This window comes from Aequorivita todarodis (assembly GCF_028561335.1).
In the GTDB taxonomy this organism is placed as follows: Bacteria; Bacteroidota; Bacteroidia; order Flavobacteriales; family Flavobacteriaceae; genus Aequorivita; species Aequorivita todarodis.
In genome coordinates, this window is the sequence record NZ_JAQQTG010000013.1 from 1 (window position 1) to 25,879 (window position 25,879).

A 25,879-nucleotide genomic window follows, 5' to 3' on the forward strand; every position below is an offset into this window, starting at 1 on the left:
GGATTCAAAACAAGGATAATCTCAAAGATAACGGCACTTACAGCTATTCAATATATCAACAAGTTTATCTTTGGCAGAAACATCAACAATATTAAAATCAGCATTATTTAAAATGCACAACGGGTTATATAATAAAATGTTATCGTGTAGGCCAATCCCACTAAATATGATATGGTCAATAAAATTTTCAAATAAAATTTCATAGGCTTGTTCTCTATCACTTCAACCCATAATGCCGCAAAAGCATCCGCTCATAAACCCGGTCGGGCAATACGCGTTTTAGTACAATTGAAAATTTCTGCAGGGAGGAGCCTACTTTATAATGGATCCGCGGATTGGCAGTTTCAATAATTTTATGCACCATCTTTGCCATTTCCAATGGATTGCCGCCATTGTCAACGTGCTCGTTCATTATTTTTAACGTATTCCCGTAATCTTTTTTATAGGGAGAATCTTCCAAAACCGGTGCGTGGTAGCGTCCCGCGGCAATATTGGTGGCGAAATCGCCCGGGGCTACATTGGTCATTTTTATGCCAAATTGGAGGGTTTCCATCCGCATGGCTTCTATGGTTATTTCCAAAGCGGCCTTGCTGGCCGAGTATATTCCGCGATACGGAAGTCCCATATAGCCCGCAATGGAGGTAATATTCAAAATATGCCCAAAACCCTGTTTGCGCATTTGTGGCAAAACTGCCTTTATTACGTTTATGGGCCCGTGGAAGTTGGTCTGGAAGGCTTTTTTAATTTCAGCTTCGGGGGTTTCCTCTATGGGCCCCGTAATACCGATACCCGCATTGTTTATTACCACGTCAATTTTTTCGGCCCTGTTCAATACTTCGGCAACGGCAGCGTCAATGGATGCCGTGCTGTTCACGTCCATTTTCAGCAGGGGAAAGACGGAATCATTGTAATTTTCAGGGTTTCTGCTGGTTCCAAACACTTGGTAGCCTTTTCCGTCCGGCGTGGCTGGCAGGTTTACAAGATATTCGCCGATGGCCTTGCCAATTCCCGAGGAACCGCCTGTAATGAGTACTGTTTTTGGCATAAAAGGGTATTGAAAGGCAAAGGTGCGGTTATGGAGTGGGTTTTCCAAATAGTTTTTCTAAAAAGAATCACGAACCACGATTAAAGGGAAACACGACTGAAAAAAGCTGTTTTGAAAAAGCCTTCCAAAAAAGACTAAAGTAATCCAGCACTAAAATAGTCGTGCATCGTGTTGCGAAGCGGTCGTGATTCAAATGGTCAACAGGAAAGTTTAGCGCACAAAAAATGGCAAGCTACCTACATCACACCGCTACGACCGTTTACCTTTGCTGCGTTCCCGCCCTGGAGGATTCAACAGGAGCTGGTTGTGTAGGACTTGCCGCTGCAAAGATAAGCCTTTTTGAAGTTTTTGCAAGTATTTTCACATTTCAATTTTAATAAATACCTTGCGTAAAAATTATTTGTACCATGAAATTTTATAACGTTTTAGCCCCTACCCTTTTAGTGCTTTTGATGGGCGGCTGCGGGAATAATTCCAAAGACAAAAAGGACGCTTTTTCACTGGAAATCAAAAATCCGAAGAAAACTTATACCACCGAAGATGTGCTCACTGTTTCCTTGGACAACAAAAAAGCTATTGAAACCGATTCAATAATTTACTTTTTGAACAAAGACAGGGTCGAGGTTTCAGGAAACACCCTTTCCCTTTCGGGGAAAAAACTCGGCGAAAAAACCCTGAAAGCCCTAATATATAGTGATGGCGAAGAATTTGAAGCTTCAAAAAACATCACGATTCTCTCCTCTATAAAACCGAAACTTTACACCTATAAAATTTTGGAAACCTATCCGCACGATATAAAAGCCTATACCCAAGGCCTTGAGTTTGAAAATGACACTTTATACGAAAGCACCGGGCAATACGGAGAATCATCACTTCGGAAAACGGACTATAAAACTGGGGAGGTTTTAAAAATGGTAAAGCTTGCGGACCAATATTTTGGGGAAGGACTTACCATTCTGAACAACAAAATTTACCAACTTACCTGGCGCGAGAACACCGGCTTTATCTACAACTTAAAAACCATGGAGCAAACGGGAACCTTTGTCTATGGCCAAAGCCGGGAAGGTTGGGGCTTGTGCCACGACCGTGAAAATAATATATACAAAAGCGACGGTACCGATAGAATTTGGACCTTAAATTCAAACACACTTGCTGAAAAGGATTACATCGAAATTTTCACCAACACCAGTAAAATCAACAGCGTGAACGAGCTGGAATGGGTAGAAGGAAAAATATATGCAAACGTGTATCAGCAAGGCTCCATCGCAATCATTGACCCTTCAAACGGCGCGGTGGAAGGCGTGATCGACCTTACCGATTTAAAGGACAAGGTAACGCAACACCCTAAACTGGACGTGCTGAACGGTATTGCCTACAATGGCGAACCCAACATACTTTACATTACCGGAAAAAACTGGGACAAGCTTTTTAAGATTGAAATAATACAGAAATAATCTATTGTCGTTTTATTCAACTTATAACTTTAGGAACTTAAAACTTCAAAACTTTTCCCTCACTGAAACGGCCGCTTCCCTCAAAAGCGGTTTTTTTATGGTTTGATATTTGATTCCTTTGAATCATTAAATCATCAACTATGAAAAAATCCATCACCCTCCGTATTCCAGAGCCTTGCCATGAAGATTGGGCAAAAATGACCGCTACCGAAAAAGGAAAGTTCTGCAGCGTTTGCACCAAAGAAATTTTCGACTTCACTTCAAAAACCGATGAGGAATTGGTAAAATTTCTTACCGAAAACAAAAATGCCTGCGGAAGATTGAAAAAATCGCAATTAAACCGCGAAGTAAAACTGGAACGCAAAAGCGGACAAAGCTTTGCTCCTATCGCGGCCTCCGTGCTTCTTCCATTGACGCTTTTTTCAAACAATCCAAAATCCGAAAACAATGCGACTTCAGGAAAACCGATGGTTTCCATGGGGATTGGCCGCTTCAACAATCCCGATAATTCAAGGTTACAGGTCTTTACCCAGGGAATTGTAAGGGACGAAAACGGAAATCCGCTGAAAAACGTCAAAGTCATTTCCAACGAAACCGAGGCACAAACGTGGACCAACAAAAATGGCGAATATGAAATTTATACGTTGGACAAAGAGTGGCTCACCTTCAGCAAAGAAAATTTTGAAACCCAGAAAATCCAACTGAACAACAAATCGGAAGCGCGAAATATTTATCTGATATCAGATAGCCAAATACAACCGATACTGCTTGGCAGAATTGCCGTCGCCCCCAAAAAAGAGGAAGTGATCAAGGAATATTCCTTCCATACCAAAGGAACCGTAACCGATGATACCGGTCTGCCGCTTCCGGGCGTAACCGTAATTATTAAAGGAACTTCCAAAGGAACCCAGACCGATTTTGACGGAAATTATAAAATTGAAACCCAGCCGGGCGATGTCTTGGTCTTTAGCTATGTAGGCTTTGAGACCAAAGAGATTACTGTTTCCAATATTTCAAATAAATTTGATATTACGTTAAATAGCTATGAATTAATGGGAGATGTAGTGGTTGATACCGGAGGATTGCCCAACGAAAATTATCAACCAAAAAATAACAATGGCCAGTAAGCAGAGGCACGCAAACTGCATACTGCGGCTGCCTACTAAAAAGCTTTACGGACTTATAACTTTACGGACGTTAGGCACTTTATTTCAACTTCACAATAATAACCTTCAATAAAAGTTATATTTTTACCAAAATTATTTTTGAATGAGGTATTTATACGGTTTGGCAATTTTGTGTTGCCTTGTGTTATGGAGTTCGTGCCGCAACGATTTTGAAACGGTTGCCAGCACTGGAAATTTGGAATTTTCTAAAGATACGGTCTATCTGGATACCATTTTTTCAAACATTGGCTCCAGCACTTATAATTTGAAAGTTTACAACCGAAGCGATGAGGATATCAACATTCCCACCGTCCGTTTGGCGCAGGGCGAAGCTTCCAACTATCGCTTGAACGTGGATGGAATTCCCGGAAAGGTTTTTGAGAACGTACAAATTCTTGCCAAGGACAGTATCTTTATTTTTATTGAAACTACTTTCAACGTCAACAACCTGCCCACAAACCCCAAAGAATTTCTTTATACGGACCAGCTCCTTTTTGACAGTGGCGGCAATGAGCAGAAGGTGGAACTCGTTACGCTGGTTAAGGATGCCGTTTTTCTTTTTCCCGAAAAATATGCCGATGGCACTTACGAAACGCTCAATCTTGGCGACGACGATAATCCTATTTTAGTAAAGGGATTTTTTCTTGAAGACGACGAGCTTACATTCACAAATGAAAAACCCTATGTAATTTATGGTTATGCAGCCGTTCCGAACAATAAAACCCTTTCGGTTGAAGCGGGTGCCCGTGTGCATTTCCACAACGGCAGTGGGATTTTGGTAGCGCCAAACGCTACGATGAAATCTATTGGTGCTCCCAGTTCGGACCCCGAGACTCTGGAGAACGAAATTATTTTTGAAGGAGATCGCCTGGAACCCGGATTTTCTGATGTTCCGGGACAATGGCTCACCATTTGGCTAATGCAAGGTAGCGTTGCCAATGAGTTTGTGCATACTACAATTAAAAATAGTACCGTTGGGCTTTTGGTAGATAATAGTCCCGTAATCCTTAGTAACGTTCAGATTTACAACAATGCAAACATTGGTTTGCTTGCGCGAAATAGTGCTATTATTGGCGAAAACATGGTAATAAACAACAGCGGCCAATCTTCCTTGGCTATACAGTTGGGCGGATTTTATGAATTTAGACATTGCACTTTTGCCAATTACTGGACCGGGGGCTTCCGATCGTTTCCTACGGTTTCAATTGCAAACAGTTTGGAAACAGAAACTGAAATTTTAGTAACGGACCTGGTTCAAGCTAATTTTATAAACTGCATTATCTACGGTAACGAGCGCCGGGAGTTTTCACTGTTTAAAGATACCAACGGAGCTTTCAATTTTAAATTTGAGAATTGCTTGCTGCGTTTTGAAGATCCAACGGGTGAATTTGGCAACGATCCGTTATACGATTTTGCCAACCCAGCTTTGTACCCCGAAACAAAGTTTAATTTGGACCCTATTTTTCAAGATACCGAATTGAATAATTTCAATATTGAGTCAGGTGCTTCGGGCGCAGAGGGTCTTGGTAAGCCTGGGGTTTTACCTACCAAAGATTTAAATGGGGTTACAAGAGGGAATTCACTACAAGACCCTCCAGATGCTGGAGCTTACGAGAGCATTGAATTTTAAATTTTAAAAAAACTGAATTGAAAAACCCATCCAAAATGATGGGTTTTTGTTGTAAAATTTTCAAAAGAAATTATTTTGCCTTCAACCATTTCAGCTTTAGTTTTGAATTTTTCCGCTCCACAGGCTGCATTACCAAGGTATCACCGTTAAAGTAAAATCTTCTTTCGGCAGTAAGCCCAAATTCGGATGGATTTGAATGGGAAAGTTTAAAATGCGAAACAATGCTATCGGCCTCAGATACTTTATAATTCCCCATATAGTAGTAGGATTTCGTTATATATTTTAATGCTTCCAAAGGAATGGAATCGCTAAAATTTGGAAACTCCATTCCCGCTTTTTCATATCCCTTTTCATAAAGGTGAAGGGCTACGTGGCCGTTTCCGTCATATAGTAGATAGCCGTCCATTCCGCCTTTGTAATCGCTCCAGGTATTGGTTGTGGTGTCGCGCACCTTCATACTTTCCAGTTTCCAAAGCCCCGTAATTGTAGCCTTGGACGGTTCATCCTTGCCACAGGAAAAAGCAATCGCTGCTATTCCAAGGAAGATGATTCGTTTCAAATTCTTCATTTTGAAAAAAAGTAAATTAGTAATCAATTCTTCCCTCCTTGGCTTCCCACTTTTTAAAAACTTTGCGGCCCTCTTCCCTACCAAGATTGATGAATTTGATGTTTCGGTTTTCAATATCCTTTTCTATTTCATCATAAATAAAATGGTCGTCAAAGCCTATTTCGGCAGCATCCTCTTTTGTGCAAGCGTAATAAACGGCTTTCGGCCGCGCCCAATAAATAGCGCCCAGACACATGGGGCAAGGCTCGCAGGAAGTGTAAATTATACAATCATCCAATTGGAACGAACCAAGCTCATCACAAGCTTTGCGGATGGCCACAACCTCAGCGTGCGCCGTTGGGTCATTACTGGAAGTTACCTGGTTGAAACCTTCGGCTATAATTTCGCCATTTTTTACGACCACTGCCCCAAAAGGGCCGCCGGCATTGTTGTCCATGCCTCTTTCGGAAAGTTCGATGGCACGTTTTATAAATTGGCTGTCTTTTTCGGTTATCATGTTTAAATTATTATTTAGTGTCGGTTGATTTTTCAATAGAACTTGCGTGGTCCTTAATTATGTACCATTTATCATCTATTTTTTTCAGGTCGTAACTCACTATCATTCTGTTGAAATATGGGGCGCCATCGCGCAAGGGTTCACGGTATATGATTTCTGTTATCGCCATTCCCAAATCCTGCCCAATCTCAGTGTTCAGTATTTTTGTTTCAAAAGTCCAATCGGGCGCGGCAAACCATTCTTTGTGATAATTCATAAACCCCTCCACGCCGTCAATGATTTCGGAACCGGGCAAAATCAATTGCATCTGGCCGTTTGGGGCCATGGTTTCTCTCAAAGCGCCTAAATCCCGATTTGAAACGGCATCCAAATGTTTTAGCATCACTGCTAAAAATTCCTTTTCATTATTTTCTTCGCTTTTTTGGGAAATGTCCACTTCAACAATGGTATCGGTTTTCGCCGATGAAGGTTTTTCGTTGCACGATATGGCAAAAACTCCTAAAAAGAAAAGCGCCGTTAATGGACTGGCTTTGAAAATTGAGGGTATAAACTGTTTCATAAAAGCAGTATTTATAAATGATTTTCTAATTTGAAAAAAGCAATAGCTCTTCCCCGTCTTCATACGTATAGTTTCCAACCTCCGAAAGACCGAGCTTTTTCAAAAGTTTTATGGAGGAAAGATTTGTTTCAAGCGTGATGCCCACTATGGTCTGAATTCCCAAGGTTTCCGAAGCGAACTGCATTACTGCATTTGCTGCCTCAAAGGCATAACCTTTATTGGCAAACTCGGGTAAAAACGCGAAACCTATATCCGGATGTTCCAAGTTGTCCCGCTTGTATAGACCCGCCGAGCCGAGTGGCGTTTCGTCTTTCTTCAACGAAACCAAATAGGGCCCAAAGCCATGCTTTTCATAACTGACCAAATAGTTCTTCTTCATATAATCTTCCGCATCTTCCAAGGTTTTGATATTCCTATCGCCGATGTTTTTGAGCCAGCCTTCGCTGTTCATCAGTTTAAAGATGAAAGGAGCATCGGTTAAGGTATATTGCCTTAATAGAAGTCGGTCGGTTTCTATTTCCACTGTTTTCAAATGAAGAAATTTTTTAGAAAAACATTCCTTGCGGCTTTGCGACCTTTGCGACTTTGCATCTCCGCGAGCTAATTTTTCACGCAAAAGCGCAAAGACGTAAAGACGTAAAGTTTTATATGGGAAATTTTAATTCTTAAAAAGCGGCAGCCCAGACATCATTTCGTTTACCTTTTCGGCAATGCTTTCCAGCTTGGCATCGTCTTCACGGTTCGCGATAACCTCATCAATTAAATTCACTATTTTTTCCATATCCTTTTCAACCAAACCGCGGGTGGTTACGGCTGCCGTTCCAATACGGATGCCGCTGGTAACGAAGGGCGATTTGTCGTCAAAAGGCACCATATTTTTATTTACAGTAATATCTGCTTTGCCCAAGGCTTCCTCTGCTTCTTTTCCCGAGATATTTTTGTTGCGAAGGTCAATAAGCATCATATGGTTATCGGTTCCGCCGGAAATAATATCATAGCCTTTTTCCACAAAATGCTTTGCCATTACCGCCGCGTTCTTTTTCACTTGCACCATATAATGAAGGAAATCATCCGTCAAAGCTTCGCCAAAGGCAATCGCTTTTGCGGCGATAATATGCTCCAACGGCCCGCCCTGGTTTCCGGGAAAAATAGCGCTGTCCAGCAGACTGCTCATTTTTTTAAGGTTGCCGTTTTTCAATTTTTGACCGAAGGGATTGTCAAAATCCTTTCCCATCAAAATCATTCCGCCGCGAGGACCACGAAGGGTCTTGTGGGTAGTAGTTGTTACCACGTGGCAGTGCGGCAGTGGGTCGCCAATAATTCCCTTTGCAATCAATCCTGCGGGATGGGCAATATCCGCAAAAAGCAGGGCGCCAACTTTATCGGCAATTTCGCGGAAACGCTTATAATCTATTTCTCTTGAATATGCAGAAGCCCCTGCAATAATCATTTTTGGTTTTTCCTTTATGGCAATTTCTTCAACCTTGTCATAATCAATCCGTCCAGTTTCCTTATCAACACCGTAAAAAACGGGATTGTAAAGCCTTCCGGAAAAGTTTACTGGCGAGCCGTGGGTTAAATGCCCGCCGTGAGAAAGATCGAAACCTAAATATTTATCCCCCGGATTTAAACAGGCAGCAAAAACAGCGGTATTTGCTTGCGAACCACTATGGGGCTGCACGTTTGCATATTCTGCCCCAAACAGGGCTTTTGCGCGGTCAATGGCTATTTGCTCTACCTCGTCCACCACTTCGCAACCGCCGTAATAGCGCTTGCCGGGATAGCCTTCGGCATATTTATTCGTTAAAACGGAACCAGCGGCTTCCATTACCTGGTCGCTCACAAAATTCTCTGAGGCAATCAGCTCCAGACCGTTCAATTGGCGTTGTTTTTCGGCTTCTATCAGTTCAAAAATTTGTTCGTCGCGTTGCATAAAAAATTTCAAAATTTATGGCTTATGGTTTAGAGTCGAAAAAATGGGAATTGCAGCGAGAGAACCACAAACTGCAAACCATTTACTCTAAACCTCCACCGAAAGTTAATTAAATCCAAAAATAGTAATTACATTCGGTAACTATCATGAAATATATATATTTGATGAAGAATTTTACTAACAAAACTCAGGTTGTAACTAAATTGCACTAACGAATTAATTCTCTGATTTTGAAACTTTTGAATTTTTTTCCTTAGTTTTATTTGCAACTACAAAAAGAATTTTAAAAAATGCCCATAACAGCAAACGACCCCAAACGAAAAACCTGGCTGGATACTGCGCCAGACACAGATTTTCCAATACAAAACATTCCCTTCGGCGTTTTTTTGACGCGCGACGATATTATTACCATCGGCACCCGCATTGGCGATTATGCCATTGACCTTGGCGCACTGCACCAATTGGGGTATTTTAAAGGAATTGACCTTACCGATGATATATTTCTGCAAGATACCTTGAACGATTTTATTAGCGACGGAAGAAAAACTTGGCGTTTGGTACGCAACCGGATTGCGGAAATTTTTGATGCCGAAAATCCAAAACTTCGCGATAACAAAGACCACAGACAGCACATCCTTTTCACGATGGATGAGGTGGAAATGCAGCTTCCCGTGCAAGTTGGCGATTATACCGATTTTTATTCCAGTAAGGAACACGCCACGAATGTAGGAACCATGTTCCGTGGCAAGGAAAATGCGCTGATGCCAAACTGGCTTCACATTCCCGTGGGATATCACGGAAGAAGTTCCTCCATAATCCCAAGTGGGATAAACGCCCGCAGACCTTGGGGGCAAACCATGCCCGAAGGCGCGACTGAGCCTGTTTTTGGTCCTTCAAAATTGGTTGATTTTGAATTGGAGATGGCTTTTATAACCACAGATGCAAACGCCTTGGGCGAACCCATTCCGGTAAACGAAGCCGAGGAATACATCTTCGGATTGGTGCTTTTCAACGATTGGAGCGCGCGCGATATTCAAAAATGGGAATACGTGCCGCTTGGGCCATTCCTGGCTAAGAACTTCGCCTCTTCCATTTCACCGTGGATTGTAACCTTGGATGCTTTGCAACCCTTCAAAGTGGAAGGCCCAAAACCCGAAATGGAGCAACTGCCCTATCTTCAGTATAAAGGAAAGAAAAGCTACGATATAAATCTTGAAGTTTATATTGCTCCCGAAAATGGAAAAGAAACCAAAGTTGCTGCATCCAACTTTAAATATATGTATTGGAATATGAGCCAGCAATTGGCGCACCACACCATAAACGGCTGTAACGTGAACAGTGGCGATATGATGGGAAGCGGTACCATTTCCGGCCCAACGCCAGACTCTTACGGCTCTATGCTGGAACTTACCTGGCGCGGGGAAAAGCCCATTAAACTTTCGGACGGTACGGAGCGGAAATTTATTAACGACAACGATACCGTTATTTTAAAGGGTTATTGCAAAAACGAAAACGTGCGGATTGGCTTTGGGGAATGTAGGACGAAACTGCTCCCGGCAATAAAGCTGTAGTCTTTTTATAATATGGAATTTAAAAACCACGAATACACGAATAATTAGGCATTAAAAAAATTCGTGTATTCGTGGTTTATTTTTCGCCCAATAATCTTCTTCAAAGTTATACAAGATAAATTGGCATTACTATTGTAATTTAGCCTTCATAACCAAATCAATTTCGGTATGAAGGCTTTTTACTTACTCCTATTTACTGCATTTTTCAGCATTTCCTGCAATAGCGTTAAACGTACCCAAAAGTTTGTTGCCCGAGGCGATTATGACCAAGCCATTGAGCTTGCCGTAAAAAAACTTCAAAAAGATAAGGGCGCAAAAGAATATGAACCGCACATCCGTCTTTTGGAAGAGGCTTATTTAAAGGCCAAGGAGGATGATACTCGCCATATTTCTTTTCTGAAAAAGGAAAACAACCCTGCCGCCGCCAAGGAAATCTATTACACCTATCTCGATCTGCAGGCGCGCCAAGATCTGATCCGTCCTTTGCTTCCGCTTTACAGCAACGAAATGGGCAGAAAGGCGAATTTCGTGTTTTCAGATTATAGCAATGATCTGTTGGCGGCCAAGGATGCGTATGTAAAGGCGTTGTATCAGGAAGCCATCGTTTATATGCAGCGCAACACGAAAAAAGATTACCGAAGTGCTTTTAATGTTTTATGCGAACTGGAGGAAGTGCAACCCAATTACCGCGATGTGCACCAACTTAAGGAAGATGCACATTTCCGGGGCACAGATTTCGTATTCGTAACGATAAACAACCACACCGGGCAGTTTATCCCGTTTCGCCTTGAGCGCGATCTGCTTGATTTCAACACCTACGGACTGGATGATTTTTGGACCGAATATCACGGACAACGAGCGAACGGTATCAATTATGACCTGGGCGTTGACTTAAATTTTCAGACCATCCAAATTTCCCCTGAACGAATTTCGGATAGACAATATACCCGAACTCAGCGCATTAAGGATGGCTTTGAATATCGCCGTGACCGTAAGGGAAATATTGTGCGCGACAGTCTGGGCAACCCAATCAAAATTGATAAGTATATTAATGTTTCGGCACAGGTTACCATCACCACCCAGCAAAAAAGTGTATTTGTGGGCGGTACCGTGGTTTATAAGGATTTGAACAAAAGGCGGCAATTAAACAGTTTTCCAATTTCTTCGGAATTTGTTTTTGAAAATGTCTTTGCAAAAAATCGAGGCGATGAACGCGCCCTGACCGCCGAGGACCGAAGACTGCTAAACAATTACTTTATACCTTTTCCAAACAACGAACAAATGGTCTTTGATGCCGGTACGGATATCAAGGAACGGTTTAAGGAGATTTTGAGGGATAATTCCTTTTAAAAATTAAACAAATCGCTCCAAATGCGAAGCCTCGATAGCATGGTGCGAATCGTGGTGTAACACTTCCCCATTCTTAATAACAAGCATTTGTGGGCTTTCGTGATGGACCTTAAAACGCGCTGCTATTTCGTTTGAAATCTCCCGGTTTTGCAAGAGGTCTAAATAATACAGTTTTAATTGGTCGTCAGAAAGTTTGTAGTTTTTCTCAAACAGTTTTAAAACGCCTCGGCTAATCCCGCAACGGGTGGAGTGTTTAAAAATAGCGACCGGTTTGGTTTTGGATTCCTCCACAAGTTCATCCAATTGTTCCATGGTGGCCAAAACGTGCCACGGTACTTCCACTATTTCTTCTTTCGCAAGGTCTCTCGGTGTTTTAAAAATATCTAATAATCCCATGATTTTCTTTTTTGGCAAAGCTACAGGTTATAAAGGCGAAATTTTCTAAAAGAAATGATAAAAAAGACTCGCGTTAAAACCGTCATAATGTCTGTTAAAACAAGGCGTTTAGCGGACATTTTGTCTTAATTTTAGCGTGGCTTTATATTTGAAAATATCTTTTTGAAATAAAAATAATATGTCAGGCCAAGCGCATCCGATAGACATCGGATCCAAGCCATTTCAAATAAAAAATAACAATAGATAATAAGTAATAAAATGAACTTTAACAACTTTACAATAAAAAGCCAGGAGGCCATACAGCAAGCGCAGCAGATTGCGCAGGGCTACGGCCACCAGCAAATTGAAAACGAACACCTCCTCAAGGCTATTTTTGAGGTGGATGAAAACGTGGCGCCTTTCATCTTAAAGAAGCTTAACGTAAACCTTGTTACCCTAAAACAAATCTTGGACAAGCAATTGGAAAGCTTTCCAAAAGTTTCCGGCGGCGATATTATGCTTTCCCGCGAAGCGAACAAAACGGTCATCGAAGCCAGCAATATTGCAAAAAAGATGGGCGATGAATATGTTTCCATAGAACATCTTTTATTGGCGATTCTGAATTCAAAAAGCAGCATTGCGCAGAGCCTGAAAGACCAAGGCGTAACCGAAAAGGGAATGAAAGCCGCGATTGACGAACTCCGCGGTGGTGAAAAGGTAACCTCCCAAAGTGCCGAGGAAACCTATAATTCATTGAACAAGTACGCAAAAAACCTCAACCAACTCGCCCGTGATGGCAAGCTGGATCCCGTTATTGGCCGTGATGAGGAAATACGAAGAATTCTTCAAATCCTTTCGCGAAGAACCAAAAACAACCCAATGCTCGTGGGGGAACCGGGAACGGGGAAAACGGCCATTGCGGAAGGTTTGGCGCACAGAATTGTTGATGGCGACGTGCCCGAGAACCTAAAATCGAAAGAGATTTATTCTTTGGATATGGGCGCGCTGATTGCAGGAGCGAAATACAAAGGTGAATTTGAAGAGCGTCTAAAAGCCGTTATCAAGGAAGTAACTTCCAGTGAAGGCGATATCGTACTTTTCATCGACGAAATCCATACCCTCGTTGGCGCCGGTGGCGGACAGGGTGCCATGGACGCCGCGAATATTTTGAAGCCCGCCCTTGCGCGTGGCGAATTGCGCGCCATTGGAGCAACGACATTGGATGAATATCAAAAATATTTCGAAAAGGACAAAGCGCTGGAGCGCCGTTTCCAAAAGGTGGTTGTTGACGAGCCCGATACGGAAAGTGCCATTTCAATTCTTCGAGGAATTAAGGAAAAATATGAGACGCACCACAAAGTGCGTATTAAGGACGAAGCGATTATTGCTGCCGTTGAACTTTCGGAAAGATATATTACGAACCGTTTTCTTCCCGATAAGGCAATTGATTTGATGGATGAAGCTGCTTCAAAATTAAGGATGGAAATCAACTCCAAGCCAGAAGAACTGGACGTTTTGGACCGAAAAATTATGCAGCTTGAAATTGAAATTGAAGCCATAAAACGTGAAAAAGACGAAACCAAGCTGAAATCGCTCAATGCCGAACTTGCCAATCTTAAGGAGGAACGCAACGAACTGAACGCGCGATGGCAGAGTGAAAAAGAAGTGGTTGACAATGTGCAGAACCTCAAAACACAAATTGAGGAATACAAACTGGAAGCCGAGCGTGCCGAACGGGAAGGCGATTTTGGAAAAGTTGCGGAGCTCCGTTACGGAAAAATCAAGGAAGCTCAGGAAGAACTCAATAAGTTGGAAGCACAATTGGCCGAAAAACAAGATGGCACTTCCATGATAAAGGAGGAAGTAACCCGCGAGGACATTGCCGAAGTAGTAGCAAAATGGACGGGCATACCTGTTACCAAAATGTTACAGAGCGACCGCGAAAAGCTATTGAATCTCGAAGACCATTTGCACAAACGTGTGGTGGGCCAATACGAAGCCATAGAAGCGGTTAGCGACGCCATTCGCCGTAGCCGTGCAGGTTTGCAGGATGAAAAGAAACCCATAGGCAGCTTCCTGTTCCTCGGAACCACTGGGGTGGGTAAAACAGAGCTTGCAAAGGCACTGGCGGAATATCTCTTTGACGATGAAAACGCAATGACCCGAATAGATATGAGCGAATACCAAGAACGCCACAGCGTAAGCCGTTTGGTAGGTGCGCCCCCGGGATATATTGGTTATGAAGAAGGTGGTCAACTTACGGAAGCTGTGCGCCGCAAACCCTATAGCGTGGTTTTGCTTGATGAAATTGAAAAAGCGCACCCAGATACTTTCAATATTTTATTGCAGGTGTTGGATGAAGGCCGATTGACTGATAACAAAGGCCGTTTGGCAGATTTCAAAAACACGATTATTATTATGACCAGCAATATGGGCAGCGATATAATCCAAGAACGCTTTGAGACCGTAAAGGATCCGGAAACCGCAATGGAAGGCGCCAAAATAGAAGTGCTCGCTCTGTTGAGACAAACCGTGCGCCCAGAGTTTTTAAACCGTATTGACGACATCATCATGTTTACCCCGCTTTCAAAAAGTGATATTCAGCAGATTGTGAAGCTACAATTGAAAGGCGTTTCCAAAATGCTTTTGAAACAGAACATCGTGCTGGATGCTACACCGGAAGCCATTAAGTACCTATCGGAAAAAGGATTTGATCCGCAGTTTGGTGCAAGGCCTGTAAAAAGAGTAATTCAGCGGGAAGTGCTAAACGAGCTAAGTAAGGAAATCCTCGCCGGAAAAATAACCACTGACAGTATAATCTTGCTCGATAGCTTTGATGACTCCCTGGTATTTAGAAACCAAGAGAATTTAGTTGAATAGATTGGATTAATTAGTCAATTTGAAAAACCCTCAAGAATTTACTTGGGGGTTTTGTGTATCTCTAATTCATCAATAGCCGCATTAGGCCAAAAAAAGACCCCTTAAAATTTTAATGTTTAAAATTTTAAGGGGTCCGGCTTCAAATAAAGCGGTAACTAAAGTTTAGTTTAAAACTACCACTTGTCAATCTGTTCCTTCAATTTTTCTTTAGATTCACCTGTCTTCTCTTGAAGGCGACCAAGCAATTCGTCCGATTTTCCTTCGGCATACATTAAATCATCATCGGTAAGGTCTGCATATTCTTGTTTGAATTTACCTTTTACTTGGTTCCATTTTCCTTTAAACTGATCTTCGTTCATAGCTTTTTTGTTTTAAGTTAAATTAATTTTTCTTTTTCGTTTTATAAAATTACAACAGACGCCCCCCTATTTATAATAATGAAATATTAAAGATTCACCCGTTTTAGTTATAACTTTGCCAATGAGTCTTAAAAAATGTTATTTAAAAAAAATTTTATGAAACATTTCGTCATCCTATTAACACTATTGCCACTTTTCACCTTTTGCGGTCAACAAAAGGAAAAAGAATCTGAGAGCGGCAATGAATCTGCTGCCCCCAATTACAGCGCAACTTATTATTTAATCCGCCACGCCGAAAAAGTACGTACCGACCCAAAAGACCCCGACCCCGTCCTGAACATTGACGGGATGATGCGCGCCAAGCGTTGGGCCACCTATTTTGAACCCATCAAGCTCGATGAAATCTACATTACCAAATATATCCGTACCAAGCAGACCATTTCGTTCATAGCACAGCAGAAGCAGATTTCGCCAAAGCACTATGACCCGAACACAATCTATTCCGAGGAATTTTTAAAGGAAACCAACGGAAAGACCGTGCTCATCGCCGGCCATAGCAACACCACCCCGCAGTTGGTGAACCAGCTTCTCGGCGAAGAAAAATTTAAGGAAATGGACGATAGTGATAATTCCACGCTTTTTAAGGTAACGATAGATGGTCCCGATAAAAAGGTTGAAACGATTACCGTTGAGTAGTGAGTGACAATATTCTTTATTCTTTATTCTTTATTCTTTATTCTTTATTCTTTATTCTTTAATCTTTATTCTTTATTATTTACACAATATTGTTTATTCATTATTAATTCTGCATTATTCAATCTATTTTTGCAGCTATGGCAATTCAGAAAAACGTAAAAATAAAAAACCGAAAGGCTAGGTTTGAGTATGAAATTCTCGATACCTACACCGCCGGCATCGTCTTGCGGGGCACCGAAATTAAGGCCATTCGTGAAGGCAAGGCGTCCATAGCTGAAAGTTTTTGTGAATTTAGCAATGGAGAGCTCTTCGTGATTAATATGACCGTGCAGGAATACAGCCACGCCACGCACTACAATCATTCCCCAAAAAGCGAGCGCAAACTTCTTTTAAACCGCAGCGAGCTAAAAAAACTTGAAAAGGAAGTAAGAAACAGCGGACTTACCATTATCCCGCTTGTACTTTTTACCAATAGCAAAGGCTTGGCAAAAATGGACATAGCGCTTGCAAAAGGTAAAAAGGAGTACGACAAACGCGAAACCATCAAGGAACGCGACACTAAAAAGCAGCTTAGCCGTATCAAAAAGGCTTTTAATAATTAATTCATAAAAATTTTACTGGCAGATAAGGTTTTGGTATTTTGGTTGGTAAATAACCAAAAGCAGTCCTTCTTTCCTTTATGAAAAAATTATTTTTTGCCCTCTTACTTTTTTCCACTTATCTACTCCAGGCCCAAATTGTTGGAAAAGTAACCGATACCAAAGGCGAGCCCCTGCCCTACGTAAATATTTACCTTCAAAATAGCTATATAGGCACCACCACAAATGACGACGGCAACTACTCGCTCAACGTTTCCCGACCGGGCGAATACAAGGTTATTTTTCAGTTCTTGGGCTATAAAACCTTGACCAAAACGATTACTCCCAGTACTTTTCCTTTTATCCTGAATATTTCCCTGGAAGAAGAAACCACCAGCCTTGATGAAGTGGTGGTCAACACTTCCGAAGACCCAGCGTACCGCATTATCCGAAAAACCATTGCCCAACGGAAGGAAAATCTGGAGAAGTTGAGCGAATACACTGCCGATTTTTACTCGCGCGGACTGTGGAAAGTAAAAAACGTGCCCGAAAAAATCATGGGCCAGGAAGTCGGCGATTTTGACGGAATGCTGGATTCTACCCGCACGGGCATCATTTACCTTTCGGAAACAATTTCAGAAATAGCGTATCAAAAACCGGATAAATTCACCGAAAAGATTATCGCCAGCAAAGTGAGCGGCAACGATAACGGTTTCAGCTTCAACAGTGCACAGAGCGCCAACATCTCCTTTTACGAAAATACGATTGAATTGAACGCGGCACTGGTTTCGCCCATTGCTAATAATGCGTTGAATTATTACAACTATAAATTGGACGGCGTTTTTTACGAAGGCCCAAAACTCATCAACAAAATAAAGGTAATCCCCAAACGCCCCAATGACAGGGTTTGGCAGGGCTATGTATATATTGTGGAAGACGACTGGCAGCTATACGGAGTTGAACTTTCTACCACGGGAGCCGCGATACAAGTGCCTTTTGTGAGCAATTTAATGGTGAAACAGAACTATAAATACGATAGCGATTATGATTTTTGGGTGAAAATTTCACAGTCAGTCGATTTCGGTTTTGGCTTTTTGGGAATGGAAGGCGACGGTCGGTTTATAGCCGTTTATAGCAATTATGACTTTAAGCCACAGTTCACCAAAAAATCCTTTACCAACGAAGTGCTTTCCTTTAAACCCGAGGCCAACAAAAAAGACAGTCTGTTTTGGCGAGGCAGCCGCCCCGTACCGTTGACCGATGAGGAGCTGAGAGATTACATCAAAAAAGACAGCATACAGGTTTTAAGGCGCTCAAAGCCCTATTTGGATTCACTGGACGCAAAGTCGAACAAACCCGGTGTTCTGAGTCTGTTGACAGGTTATACCTATAAAAATTCCTTTGAAAAATGGTCTGTTGGTTATGAAGGTCCTTTGCCCAACATAAATTTCAATACCGTTCAGGGCTGGAAGAGTACGGCGGGACTAACGTTTAACAAATGGTACGACGACAACCAGACCAACACCCTTTCGGCGGCCGTTCGGGCAGATTACGGGATTGCAGAAGACAGGCTTCGGTTTACGGCGAATATTCTTCGGAATTTTAATTGGACGGACAAATTGCGCTTCTCCCTTTCGGGCGGAAGCACAGTGGCCCAGTTTAATGATACGGAGCCCATTTCGCCATTGATAAATACGTTTGCCACCCTTTTCTTTGAAAGGAACTATATGAAGCTGTACGAGCTAAATTTCGGACGAATCGCTTACAGTCAGGAAGTTTTTAACGGGCTACACCTGTACGCCGCCGTGGCTTATGAAAACAGAAAGCCGCTTTTCAACAATACCGATTACGTTACCATTCCATTTGACGATGTGAGCTATACCAGCAACAACCCATTGGCACCAAACGATTTCAGCAATGCCGCAATCACCGAGCATAACATCGTGAAAAGCAAGCTTCGGGCGCGCATCAACTTTGCCCAAAAGTATTTTTCAAACCCCGATATGAAATTCAATATTGGCGACAACAAATATCCGGAGTTAAATATTTCCGTGGAAAATGGTGCCGCGATTACTGAAAGTTATTATGATTACACTCAGTTTGAAGCAAGTTTGAACCAATCCATTTCCTTGGGAAATAAGGGACAGTTTTATTACAATTTAAAAGGGGGAACTTTCGCCAATGGCGACGGGATTTCCTTTGTGGATTACAAACATTTCAACGGAAACCAAACACGGGTGGGCACTTCGCCTAATTACACCAATGTTTTTAACCTGATGCCCTATTACGATTTCAGTACCAACAAAAGTTATTTTGAAGGCCATGTGGAGCACGACTTCCGCGGATGGATTTTGGGGAAAATTCCGGGAATCAATCAATTGAACCTCAACTTGGTAGCCGGGGCGCATTTTTTAAGCACCGAAGAACGGAAACCCTATTCTGAAATTTCCGTAGGTATTGATAACCTTGGTTTTGGAAAATTCAGACTGCTGCGCGTGGATTATGTACGTTCCTACTATAACGGCAGCAGCGACGGCGCTTTTATCTTTGGGCTGAAGTTTCTGGATTTGTTGGGGTTATAAGATTTTAAAAAACATACTCCGTGAAACTCCGCGCTTCTTGGTGCTCCTCTGTGGTATAGCTATTACACAGAGTTGCGCTGAGGGCCACTGAGAGCAACAAAGAAGATTTATAACCAAAGAAACCATGATAAATATTTTAAAACTACTAATTGTTTTTTCACTTTTCACTAATTGCATCCCGATGCAAAAAGTGCCGAAAGATGCAGTAATGACGGACTTTTTCCACTTTCAGAAAGCGAAGGATTACGACGCTTCCAAATGGGCGGCATTTCTACCGGGAACTGGCGGCTTGCGGATTTTTAAGGACACGACCCATTATTACAAGGTAGCCGAAAAGCTAAACGCGGAAGGCATTTCGGTTCTATTGGTCGATAATGTTGCTGCCTATAAAGCTTCCAAAAGAGACGTGGACGAAGAAGAACCCGTACAAATTCTTTGGACACTGGAAGAGGCTCTAAAGTGGGCAAAGCAGAATGGAGATATCGCCCCAAGTTCAGAGGGAAGCATCGTGGGCTGGTCACGGGCTGGCCTCGGTTTAATTCCGCTTGCAAATGATGAAGATGAATTGAAAAAACTCAATATAAAATCAATTGCAATGTTTTATCCCGCAAATGGTTACGAAATAAAACTTAAACCAAAAGTTCCAGTACTGGTAATGACGGGCGGAAAGGATAAAATTGTTAAAGTTGATGATATTTTGAAGCATATGGTTGCCGAAAATGTGACCATTCAAGTATATGACGATGCGTATCACGGCTATGATGTGGAAAGCCTGAAAAAGGGAAAATATTACCGCTACATTCCCTTCATCAGCAAAAAGCATTATCTCCTAAAGTACGATGAAGAAGCCGCGAAGGAATCTTTTGAGGAATTGATTAAATTTTTAAAGAAAAACTAAATCTTCGCGCCCTTTGTGGCTCTGCGGTGTTAATTTTTCCGTAAAGAAACAGGAAGCGCAAAGCATAAAACCATGGCAATACCTTTTCCAATCCTAATTACCGAACGCCTAAACCTCCGGAAAATAGTTCCCACAGATCTGGAAAGGGTTTATTTTTTACGCTCAAACACAGATATCAACAAATACATAAAGCGACCACCACAGACGTGGGAAACGGCAATTGCGCATATCCAACTGCTGGACGACAATTTAAAATCCGACATAGCGATTGCCTGGGGAATTACGACCAAAGAATCAAACATGCTGATTGGTTCTATATGTCTTTGGAATTTTTCAGAAGACAAAAAAATCGCAGAGGTGGGTTACGACCTCGATCCAAAATTTCAAGGCAAGGGAATTATGAGCGAAGCACTAAAAGCTGTTTTGGATTATAGCTTCAACCAAAGAGGTTTTGAAACTATCGAAGCCTATACGGATTATAGGAATATTCCTTCAAAAAAGCTGCTAAAACAACATGGATTTATTCCAAGAGAAGGTAAAAAAGATGCTGATAACCAAGATAATATAATATATTACCTAAACTGTTAGTTTTTATCTTCTAAAAGTGGTACAAATCGGAATTCTCCGTACTCTTCTTTCTGAAATTCAGTGTCAGATTTACGTAAAAAGACAGTCATTATTTGCACATTTTCCCCAACCGGAATCACCAATCTTCCACCAATTTTCAACTGCGCCAACAACGGATTTGGAACATAGGGCGCTCCGGCAGTTACGATAATTCCGTCAAAAGGAGCTTCCTCTTCCAGCCCGATATAGCCGTCGCCAAAAATCATGCGTTTGGGTTTGTAGCCAAGTTTTGGAAGAAAGAGTTTCGTTTTTTTGAAAAGTTCGTTTTGTCTTTCAATGGTGTATAGAATCGCTCCCATTTCCAAAAGCACTGCAGCTTGATAGCCGCTCCCCGTTCCTATTTCCAGAATTTTGTCGCCTTTCTTCACTTGCAAGAGCTCCGTTTGGCGAGCCACGGTATATGGCTGCGAAATGGTCTGGTCTGCCGCAATCGGGAAAGCCTTGTCAACATACGCGTGGTCCACAAAGCCCGAGTCCATAAAAAGATGCCGTGGAATCTTGCCGATGGCCTGTAAAACGTTTTTGTCGGCTATCCCTTTTCTTTTAAGGATTTCAACCAGTTTTTTACGCATTCCTTGGTGGGTAAATGTATCTTTCACTACTATTGGATTTGAGATTTTGGACGTGAGATATTAGACTTTACAAAGTAACCAAATTAGCCTATTAAGCACCAAATTTCAAGCACCAATTTCCTAATATATTTTAGAAAGCAAATAGCAAAGCCAAAACCCCAGCTCTAAAGGGAGTTAATCATATATGCATAAGAAAGGGGTTGTTTCCCAAAAACAAAAATTCTGACGTCAATCAGCACAAAGAAAGCCAAAACACTCCCTTTAACGCTCAGGGGTTAAACTCCTAAACTTATAAACTTATAAACTCATAAACCCATCAACTCCTGAACTTTTAAACCCCTCAACTTTTCAACTTTCCCCCGAAACCCGTACATTTGTGAAAAACACACGCCAATGCTAAAAGCGGGAGTTCTGGGTGCGGGTCACCTGGGAAAAATACACTTGAAATTGCTGCAACAATCCACAAAATATGACCTTGTGGGATTCTTCGATGCCAGCAAGGAAGCCTCGAAACAAATAGAAACTGAATTCGGCTACAAAAGTTTTCCCTCGATGGAAGGCCTTATAGATGCTTGCGACATGGTGGTTGTAGTGACCCCGACGAGCACACATTTTGAATGTGCCGAAAAGGTAATACGGGCCGGAAAGCATCTTTTTATAGAAAAACCCATTACAGAAACGGTCGCACAGGCAGAGCAGATTCGCGATTTGGCGAAAGAGATGAAAGTACGCGGACAAGTAGGGCAAGTGGAACGTTTTAACCCTGCCTTTCAAGCCATTAAGGATAAAATCCACAACCCGATGTTTATTGAGACCCACCGTTTGGCGGAGTTCAACCCCCGCGGGACCGATGTTTCGGTGGTATTGGATTTGATGATACACGACATCGATGCTATCTTGAGCGTTGTAAAAAGTTCGGTAAAGTCGGTAAGCTCCAGTGGCGTTTCGGTTATCAGCGAAACGCCCGATATTGCCAATGCCCGCATTGAGTTTGAAAATGGTTGCGTGGCAAATCTGACCGCAAGCCGCATTTCGCTTAAAAAAATGCGCAAGGCCCGTTTCTTTCAGCGCGACGCCTATATTTCGGTAGATTTTTTGGAGAAGAAATGCGAAGTGGTAAAAATGAAGGACGCCCCAAAGGAAATAGACGATTTTGCGATGGTGTTGACAAATGCCGAAGGAATAAAAAAACAAATCTATTTCGAAAACCCAAAAATTGAGGCAAACAACGCAATCCTGGATGAGCTGGAAAGTTTTTACGAAGCCATAAAAGCCGATAGAACTCCGGAGGTATCGCTTAAACAAGGTACTGAGGCGCTTCGGGTTGCTATGTTGATAATTGAAAATTTTAAGAAAATATAAAAAATGACTGATGCCGGATGCTGGATGACGGAAGCAAAAAATAATACCGACCAAAGTATCAATAGCGTCAATAGCATCAATAGCATCAATAGCATCAATAGCATCAATAGCATCAATAGCATCAATAGCATCAATAGTAAAATTAAGTTTAACCTCAAAAGATACCCGCCTACGCGGGCATTATTATGAAAAACATAGCAGTAATAGGCGCAGGCACGATGGGCAACGGAATAGCCCACACCTTCGCGCAATTTGATTATAAAGTACAATTGATTGATATTCACCAAACGTCGCTTGACAAAGGGATTGCTACCATTACCAAAAATTTGGACAGAATGGTCGCTAAGGAAACCATTTCTGAAGAAGACAAGCAGCGAACCCTAAAAAACATTACAACCTTTACCAGCCTTGAGGAAGGCGTGGAATATGCCAGCCTTGTTGTGGAAGCAGCCACTGAAAATGTGGATTTGAAACTGAAAATCTTCCGTGATTTGGACAAGTTTTGTCCGGAAGATACGATACTTGCGAGCAATACTTCTTCCATTTCAATTACGCAGATTGCCTCGGTAACCTCGCGTCCCGGAATGGTTATCGGGATGCACTTTATGAATCCGGTGCCGATTATGAAACTGGTTGAAATAATAAAAGGTTACAGCACGAGTGAGGAAACGTTCAAAACGGTGGAAGAACTTTCAAAAAAGCTGAATAAAGTTCCAGTGGAAGTGAACGATTATCCCGGCTTCGTGGCCAACCGCATTTTGATGCCGATGATAAACGAAGCCATTGAAACGCTCTACAACGGCGTGGCTGGAGTAAAGGAAATAGATACCGTAATGAAACTTGGAATGGCCCACCCGATGGGCCCCTTGGCATTGGCAGATTTTATTGGTTTGGACGTTTGTCTTTCTATTTTGAAAGTGATGTACGAAGGCTTTAAAAACCCAAAATACGCGCCTTGCCCGTTATTGGTAAATATGGTCATGGCAGGAAAACTGGGCGCAAAAAGCGGCGAAGGTTTTTACGATTACAGCCAAAACAGAAAGGCGGAGGATGTTTCCTCGCAATTTGGGAAATGATTTTTTAACCACGGAGTGCACAAAGATTTGCACAAAGTCCACAAAGAAAACCCCGAAACCCATAAACTTTTAAACACTTAAACTCTTAAACTCATAAACCAAAACATTGGCCAAAATCATCCCCTTTAAAGCCGTACGCCCTACGCGTGACAAAGTGAGCCTGCTCGCGGCGCGCTCCTATGACAGTTATACGGCCATGCAGGTAGAGTCGCGATTGCGGGACAACCCATTTTCGTTTCTGCATATCGTGAACCCGGGGTATAAGTACCAAAAGGAAATTTCGGGCGAAGAGCGCTACGGCCTGGTACGCAACCGCTACCAGGAATTTAAGGAAGATGAAATTTTTATTCAGGACGAAAAACCATCGTTCTACATTTATAAAATCGTAAACCGCGACAGACTTGAGTTCAACGGCATTGTGGCCGCGGCGAGCGTTCAGGATTACGCCGATGATGTCATCAAAAAACACGAGGACACGCTGGAATTTCGAGAGGTTATTTTTAAGGAATACCTAAAAACCGTGGGCTTCAACGCCGAAGCCGTGCTCCTTACCTATCCCGATAATGACGAATTGGAAGCCATAATTGAAGAGGTGATGCAAAGCCGCGCCGAGTATGAATTTACCACCACCTATCGCGACACGCACTATCTGTGGAATGTAGATGACGAAGTGCTGCTGAAAAAAATCCAGCAGATTTATAGTGAAATGCCGGTGCTGTATATTGCCGATGGCCACCACCGCTCTGCTTCTTCCTATTTGTTGGCAAAAGATTTAAGAGAAGAAAATCCGCATCACACGGGCGATGAAGCTTATAATTATTTTATGAGCTACCTCATTCCTGAAAGCGATTTGAAAATTTACGAATTCAACCGCTTGGTGAAGGATCTGAACGGGATGACAAAGGAAGAGTTTTTAATAAAGCTCGACGAACATTTCAGAATAGAAAACCGCGGGATGGAATATTACAAGCCTTCAAAACTGCACCATTTCAGCATGTATCTTGATGGCGAGTTTTATTCCTTGTACCTTCGCAAGACAAAATATGAAATAAAAAATGCGCTCGATGCGTTGGACACCCATATTTTATACGTTACGGTCTTAAAACCTCTGCTCGGTATCGAGGATTTACGGAACGACCAGCGCATAGAATATTCCCACGGAAAAAAGGATTTGGCATACGTAAAAACCGTGGTTGATTCGGGGACGTTTGCTGTGGGTTTTGGGCTGGTTGCCGTTACAACGGACGAACTAAAGCAGATAGCCGACGAAGGCCTGAAAATGCCCCCCAAGAGCACCTATATTGAGCCGAAACTGAGAAGTGGCGTAACGGTTTACGAATTCGGAAAATAGAGAAAAGAGGAAGAAAAAGAGAAGTGATTATGACGATTTCAGAAAATTTAAAAAATTTCAAAAAAGCATTACCGAAGGATGTTACACTGGTAGCGGTTTCAAAAACCAAGCCCGTGAGCGATTTGATGGAGGCCTACAACGCAGGGCAGCGTGTTTTTGGCGAAAATAAAATTCAGGAAATGGAAGCCAAATGGCAAGAAATGCCAGAGGACGTTGAGTGGCACATGATTGGCCACGTGCAGCGCAACAAGGTAAAATATATGGCCCCTTTCGTGAGTTTGATACATGCGGTGGACAGCTTGAAACTTTTAAGGGAAATCAACAAAGAAGCCATCAAGAATAACCGGACCATCAATTGCTTGCTTCAAATAAAAATTGCCGAAGAGGAAAGTAAATTTGGAATGGACGAAGCCGACGCCGCTTCCCTCCTCGCTTCCGAAGCATTTAAAAAACTTCAGAATATTAAGATTGTTGGTCTTATGGGAATGGCAACCTTTACCGATGATGAAAGGCAGATTTCAGAAGAATTTCAGAAATTGAAGGATGTTTTTGAAAAATTCAAGGTTCAAGATTCAAGATTTGAAATTCTCAGTATGGGTATGAGCGGCGATTACAAAATCGCAATCGAACACGGCAGCAATATGGTGCGCGTGGGAAGCGCGATTTTTGGGGAACGAAAAGCCCCCTAGCCCCCAAAGGGGGAACTTATAACTCAAAACTAAGAATACTATTAACTATTAACTTAATAACC

Annotated in this window: 25 protein-coding genes, 1 other RNA gene and 1 pseudogene; 17 read left to right on the forward strand and 10 right to left on the reverse strand. The window is 42.2% G+C overall.

Features of this window, described 5'->3' with window-relative positions:
- Nucleotides 1-111: pseudogene (locus tag POV26_RS04595) on the forward strand (IS982 family transposase); the annotation flags it as partial.
- A 106-nt stretch (nt 112-217) separates the two neighbouring features.
- On the opposite strand, the gene POV26_RS04600 reads toward POV26_RS04595, so the two are convergent.
- Nucleotides 218-1,045, reverse strand: coding sequence for an SDR family oxidoreductase (locus POV26_RS04600; RefSeq protein WP_272855300.1), 828 nt, complete (start codon nt 1,043-1,045; stop codon nt 218-220).
- Between the two features lie 222 nt (nt 1,046-1,267).
- An RNA gene (gene ffs / locus POV26_RS04605) (signal recognition particle sRNA small type) lies at nt 1,268-1,366 on the reverse strand.
- Between the two features lie 86 nt (nt 1,367-1,452).
- Between ffs and POV26_RS04610 the strand changes: the two genes are divergently transcribed.
- The 3 genes from POV26_RS04610 to POV26_RS04620 all read left to right on the forward strand — a co-directional run bounded on the left by POV26_RS04610 (nt 1,453) and on the right by POV26_RS04620 (nt 5,295).
- The gene (locus POV26_RS04610) at nt 1,453-2,499 is read left to right on the forward strand and encodes a glutaminyl-peptide cyclotransferase (RefSeq protein ID WP_272855301.1); all 1,047 of its coding nucleotides are present in this window, start codon (nt 1,453-1,455) and stop codon (nt 2,497-2,499) included.
- A 140-nt stretch (nt 2,500-2,639) separates the two neighbouring features.
- Nucleotides 2,640-3,626, forward strand: coding sequence for a carboxypeptidase-like regulatory domain-containing protein (locus POV26_RS04615; RefSeq protein WP_272855302.1), 987 nt, complete (start codon nt 2,640-2,642; stop codon nt 3,624-3,626).
- Nucleotides 3,627-3,768: 142 nt separating this feature from the next.
- A complete protein-coding gene (locus POV26_RS04620) occupies nt 3,769-5,295 on the forward strand; it encodes a hypothetical protein (protein ID WP_272855303.1) in 1,527 nt (508 codons plus the stop codon).
- A gap of 70 nt (nt 5,296-5,365) precedes the next feature.
- Here the strand turns inward: POV26_RS04620 and POV26_RS04625 are convergent, their stop codons facing one another.
- The 5 genes from POV26_RS04625 to glyA form a co-directional block, all read right to left on the reverse strand.
- Nucleotides 5,366-5,854 (reverse strand): lipocalin-like domain-containing protein, encoded by a 489-nt coding sequence (locus POV26_RS04625; protein WP_272855304.1) that lies wholly within the window; start codon nt 5,852-5,854, stop codon nt 5,366-5,368.
- A gap of 25 nt (nt 5,855-5,879) precedes the next feature.
- On the reverse strand, nt 5,880-6,359 hold the full coding sequence (locus POV26_RS04630) for a nucleoside deaminase (protein WP_272855305.1): 480 nt from the start codon (nt 6,357-6,359) through the stop codon (nt 5,880-5,882).
- Nucleotides 6,360-6,369: 10 nt separating this feature from the next.
- Complete coding sequence (locus POV26_RS04635) at nt 6,370-6,918, reverse strand: YybH family protein (protein WP_272855306.1); 549 nt, start codon at nt 6,916-6,918, stop codon at nt 6,370-6,372.
- Between the two features lie 25 nt (nt 6,919-6,943).
- The gene (locus tag POV26_RS04640; protein ID WP_272855368.1) at nt 6,944-7,441 is read right to left on the reverse strand and encodes a GNAT family N-acetyltransferase; all 498 of its coding nucleotides are present in this window, start codon (nt 7,439-7,441) and stop codon (nt 6,944-6,946) included.
- A gap of 135 nt (nt 7,442-7,576) precedes the next feature.
- On the reverse strand, nt 7,577-8,851 hold the full coding sequence (gene glyA / locus POV26_RS04645) for a serine hydroxymethyltransferase (protein ID WP_272855307.1): 1,275 nt from the start codon (nt 8,849-8,851) through the stop codon (nt 7,577-7,579).
- 290 nt (nt 8,852-9,141) lie between these two features.
- Here glyA and fahA point away from each other — a divergent pair, with 290 nt between their 5' ends.
- Both fahA and POV26_RS04655 read left to right on the forward strand, forming a co-directional pair.
- Nucleotides 9,142-10,422, forward strand: a complete 1,281-nt coding sequence (gene fahA / locus POV26_RS04650) for a fumarylacetoacetase (protein ID WP_272855308.1) — start codon at nt 9,142-9,144, stop codon at nt 10,420-10,422.
- Between the two features lie 168 nt (nt 10,423-10,590).
- Nucleotides 10,591-11,772 carry a hypothetical protein gene (locus POV26_RS04655; protein WP_272855309.1) on the forward strand — a complete coding sequence of 394 codons (1,182 nt, stop codon included), beginning with the start codon at nt 10,591-10,593 and terminating at the stop codon, nt 11,770-11,772.
- Between the two features lie 3 nt (nt 11,773-11,775).
- On the opposite strand, the gene ytxJ is transcribed toward POV26_RS04655, so the two are convergent.
- On the reverse strand, nt 11,776-12,168 hold the full coding sequence (gene ytxJ / locus POV26_RS04660) for a bacillithiol system redox-active protein YtxJ (RefSeq protein WP_272855310.1): 393 nt from the start codon (nt 12,166-12,168) through the stop codon (nt 11,776-11,778).
- Between the two features lie 258 nt (nt 12,169-12,426).
- Between ytxJ and clpB the strand changes: the two genes are divergently transcribed.
- Nucleotides 12,427-15,027, forward strand: coding sequence for an ATP-dependent chaperone ClpB (gene clpB / locus POV26_RS04665; protein ID WP_272855311.1), 2,601 nt, complete (start codon nt 12,427-12,429; stop codon nt 15,025-15,027).
- Nucleotides 15,028-15,200: 173 nt separating this feature from the next.
- On the opposite strand, the gene POV26_RS04670 is transcribed toward clpB, so the two are convergent.
- A complete protein-coding gene (locus tag POV26_RS04670) occupies nt 15,201-15,386 on the reverse strand; it encodes a CsbD family protein (protein WP_272855312.1) in 186 nt (61 codons plus the stop codon).
- A gap of 156 nt (nt 15,387-15,542) precedes the next feature.
- Here POV26_RS04670 and POV26_RS04675 point away from each other — a divergent pair, with 156 nt between their 5' ends.
- From POV26_RS04675 to POV26_RS04695, 5 genes are all read left to right on the forward strand, one after another.
- Complete coding sequence (locus POV26_RS04675; RefSeq protein WP_272855313.1) at nt 15,543-16,082, forward strand: SixA phosphatase family protein; 540 nt, start codon at nt 15,543-15,545, stop codon at nt 16,080-16,082.
- 137 nt (nt 16,083-16,219) lie between these two features.
- Nucleotides 16,220-16,684: an SsrA-binding protein SmpB gene (gene smpB, locus POV26_RS04680; protein WP_045079696.1), complete on the forward strand. Its 465-nt coding sequence runs from the start codon at nt 16,220-16,222 to the stop codon at nt 16,682-16,684.
- A gap of 77 nt (nt 16,685-16,761) precedes the next feature.
- Nucleotides 16,762-19,242: a DUF5686 and carboxypeptidase regulatory-like domain-containing protein gene (locus POV26_RS04685; protein ID WP_272855314.1), complete on the forward strand. Its 2,481-nt coding sequence runs from the start codon at nt 16,762-16,764 to the stop codon at nt 19,240-19,242.
- Nucleotides 19,243-19,366: 124 nt separating this feature from the next.
- Entirely contained in the window at nt 19,367-20,140 is a 774-nt protein-coding gene (locus tag POV26_RS04690; protein ID WP_272855315.1) for a dienelactone hydrolase family protein, read from the forward strand.
- A 72-nt stretch (nt 20,141-20,212) separates the two neighbouring features.
- Entirely contained in the window at nt 20,213-20,728 is a 516-nt protein-coding gene (locus tag POV26_RS04695) for a GNAT family N-acetyltransferase (protein WP_272855316.1), read from the forward strand.
- On the opposite strand, the gene POV26_RS04700 is transcribed toward POV26_RS04695, so the two are convergent.
- Nucleotides 20,725-21,366, reverse strand: a complete 642-nt coding sequence (locus POV26_RS04700) for a protein-L-isoaspartate(D-aspartate) O-methyltransferase (RefSeq protein ID WP_272855317.1) — start codon at nt 21,364-21,366, stop codon at nt 20,725-20,727. The genes POV26_RS04695 and POV26_RS04700 overlap by 4 nt on opposite strands.
- Before the next feature lie 366 nt (nt 21,367-21,732).
- Between POV26_RS04700 and POV26_RS04705 the strand changes: the two genes are divergently transcribed.
- The 5 genes from POV26_RS04705 to POV26_RS04725 all read left to right on the forward strand — a co-directional run bounded on the left by POV26_RS04705 (nt 21,733) and on the right by POV26_RS04725 (nt 25,817).
- Nucleotides 21,733-22,701: a Gfo/Idh/MocA family protein gene (locus POV26_RS04705; RefSeq protein ID WP_272855318.1), complete on the forward strand. Its 969-nt coding sequence runs from the start codon at nt 21,733-21,735 to the stop codon at nt 22,699-22,701.
- 3 nt (nt 22,702-22,704) lie between these two features.
- Complete coding sequence (locus POV26_RS04710) at nt 22,705-22,890, forward strand: hypothetical protein (RefSeq protein ID WP_272855319.1); 186 nt, start codon at nt 22,705-22,707, stop codon at nt 22,888-22,890.
- Nucleotides 22,887-23,777 (forward strand): 3-hydroxybutyryl-CoA dehydrogenase, encoded by an 891-nt coding sequence (locus POV26_RS04715; RefSeq protein WP_272855320.1) that lies wholly within the window; start codon nt 22,887-22,889, stop codon nt 23,775-23,777. Before POV26_RS04710 ends, POV26_RS04715 begins: the two co-directional genes overlap by 4 nt.
- Nucleotides 23,778-23,883: 106 nt before the next feature.
- Complete coding sequence (locus POV26_RS04720; protein WP_272855321.1) at nt 23,884-25,128, forward strand: DUF1015 domain-containing protein; 1,245 nt, start codon at nt 23,884-23,886, stop codon at nt 25,126-25,128.
- 29 nt (nt 25,129-25,157) lie between these two features.
- The gene (locus POV26_RS04725; protein ID WP_272855322.1) at nt 25,158-25,817 is read left to right on the forward strand and encodes a YggS family pyridoxal phosphate-dependent enzyme; all 660 of its coding nucleotides are present in this window, start codon (nt 25,158-25,160) and stop codon (nt 25,815-25,817) included.
- Nucleotides 25,818-25,879 lie beyond the last annotated feature (62 nt).

Bases quoted from the DNA above. Each gene is read 5' to 3' on its own strand.
- POV26_RS04600 (WP_272855300.1), bottom strand. From the start codon at position 1,045: ATGCCAAAAACAGTACTCATTACAGGCGGTTCCTCGGGAATTGGCAAG.
- POV26_RS04610 (WP_272855301.1), top strand. From the start codon at position 1,453: ATGAAATTTTATAACGTTTTAGCCCCTACCCTTTTAGTGCTTTTGATG.
- POV26_RS04615 (WP_272855302.1), top strand. From the start codon at position 2,640: ATGAAAAAATCCATCACCCTCCGTATTCCAGAGCCTTGCCATGAAGAT.
- POV26_RS04620 (WP_272855303.1), top strand. From the start codon at position 3,769: ATGAGGTATTTATACGGTTTGGCAATTTTGTGTTGCCTTGTGTTATGG.
- POV26_RS04630 (WP_272855305.1), bottom strand. From the start codon at position 6,359: ATGATAACCGAAAAAGACAGCCAATTTATAAAACGTGCCATCGAACTT.
- POV26_RS04635 (WP_272855306.1), bottom strand. From the start codon at position 6,918: ATGAAACAGTTTATACCCTCAATTTTCAAAGCCAGTCCATTAACGGCG.
- glyA (WP_272855307.1), bottom strand. From the start codon at position 8,851: ATGCAACGCGACGAACAAATTTTTGAACTGATAGAAGCCGAAAAACAA.
- fahA (WP_272855308.1), top strand. From the start codon at position 9,142: ATGCCCATAACAGCAAACGACCCCAAACGAAAAACCTGGCTGGATACT.
- POV26_RS04655 (WP_272855309.1), top strand. From the start codon at position 10,591: ATGAAGGCTTTTTACTTACTCCTATTTACTGCATTTTTCAGCATTTCC.
- ytxJ (WP_272855310.1), bottom strand. From the start codon at position 12,168: ATGGGATTATTAGATATTTTTAAAACACCGAGAGACCTTGCGAAAGAA.
- clpB (WP_272855311.1), top strand. From the start codon at position 12,427: ATGAACTTTAACAACTTTACAATAAAAAGCCAGGAGGCCATACAGCAA.
- POV26_RS04670 (WP_272855312.1), bottom strand. From the start codon at position 15,386: ATGAACGAAGATCAGTTTAAAGGAAAATGGAACCAAGTAAAAGGTAAA.
- POV26_RS04675 (WP_272855313.1), top strand. From the start codon at position 15,543: ATGAAACATTTCGTCATCCTATTAACACTATTGCCACTTTTCACCTTT.
- smpB (WP_045079696.1), top strand. From the start codon at position 16,220: ATGGCAATTCAGAAAAACGTAAAAATAAAAAACCGAAAGGCTAGGTTT.
- POV26_RS04685 (WP_272855314.1), top strand. From the start codon at position 16,762: ATGAAAAAATTATTTTTTGCCCTCTTACTTTTTTCCACTTATCTACTC.
- POV26_RS04690 (WP_272855315.1), top strand. From the start codon at position 19,367: ATGATAAATATTTTAAAACTACTAATTGTTTTTTCACTTTTCACTAAT.
- POV26_RS04695 (WP_272855316.1), top strand. From the start codon at position 20,213: ATGGCAATACCTTTTCCAATCCTAATTACCGAACGCCTAAACCTCCGG.
- POV26_RS04705 (WP_272855318.1), top strand. From the start codon at position 21,733: ATGCTAAAAGCGGGAGTTCTGGGTGCGGGTCACCTGGGAAAAATACAC.
- POV26_RS04710 (WP_272855319.1), top strand. From the start codon at position 22,705: ATGACTGATGCCGGATGCTGGATGACGGAAGCAAAAAATAATACCGAC.
- POV26_RS04715 (WP_272855320.1), top strand. From the start codon at position 22,887: ATGAAAAACATAGCAGTAATAGGCGCAGGCACGATGGGCAACGGAATA.
- POV26_RS04725 (WP_272855322.1), top strand. From the start codon at position 25,158: ATGACGATTTCAGAAAATTTAAAAAATTTCAAAAAAGCATTACCGAAG.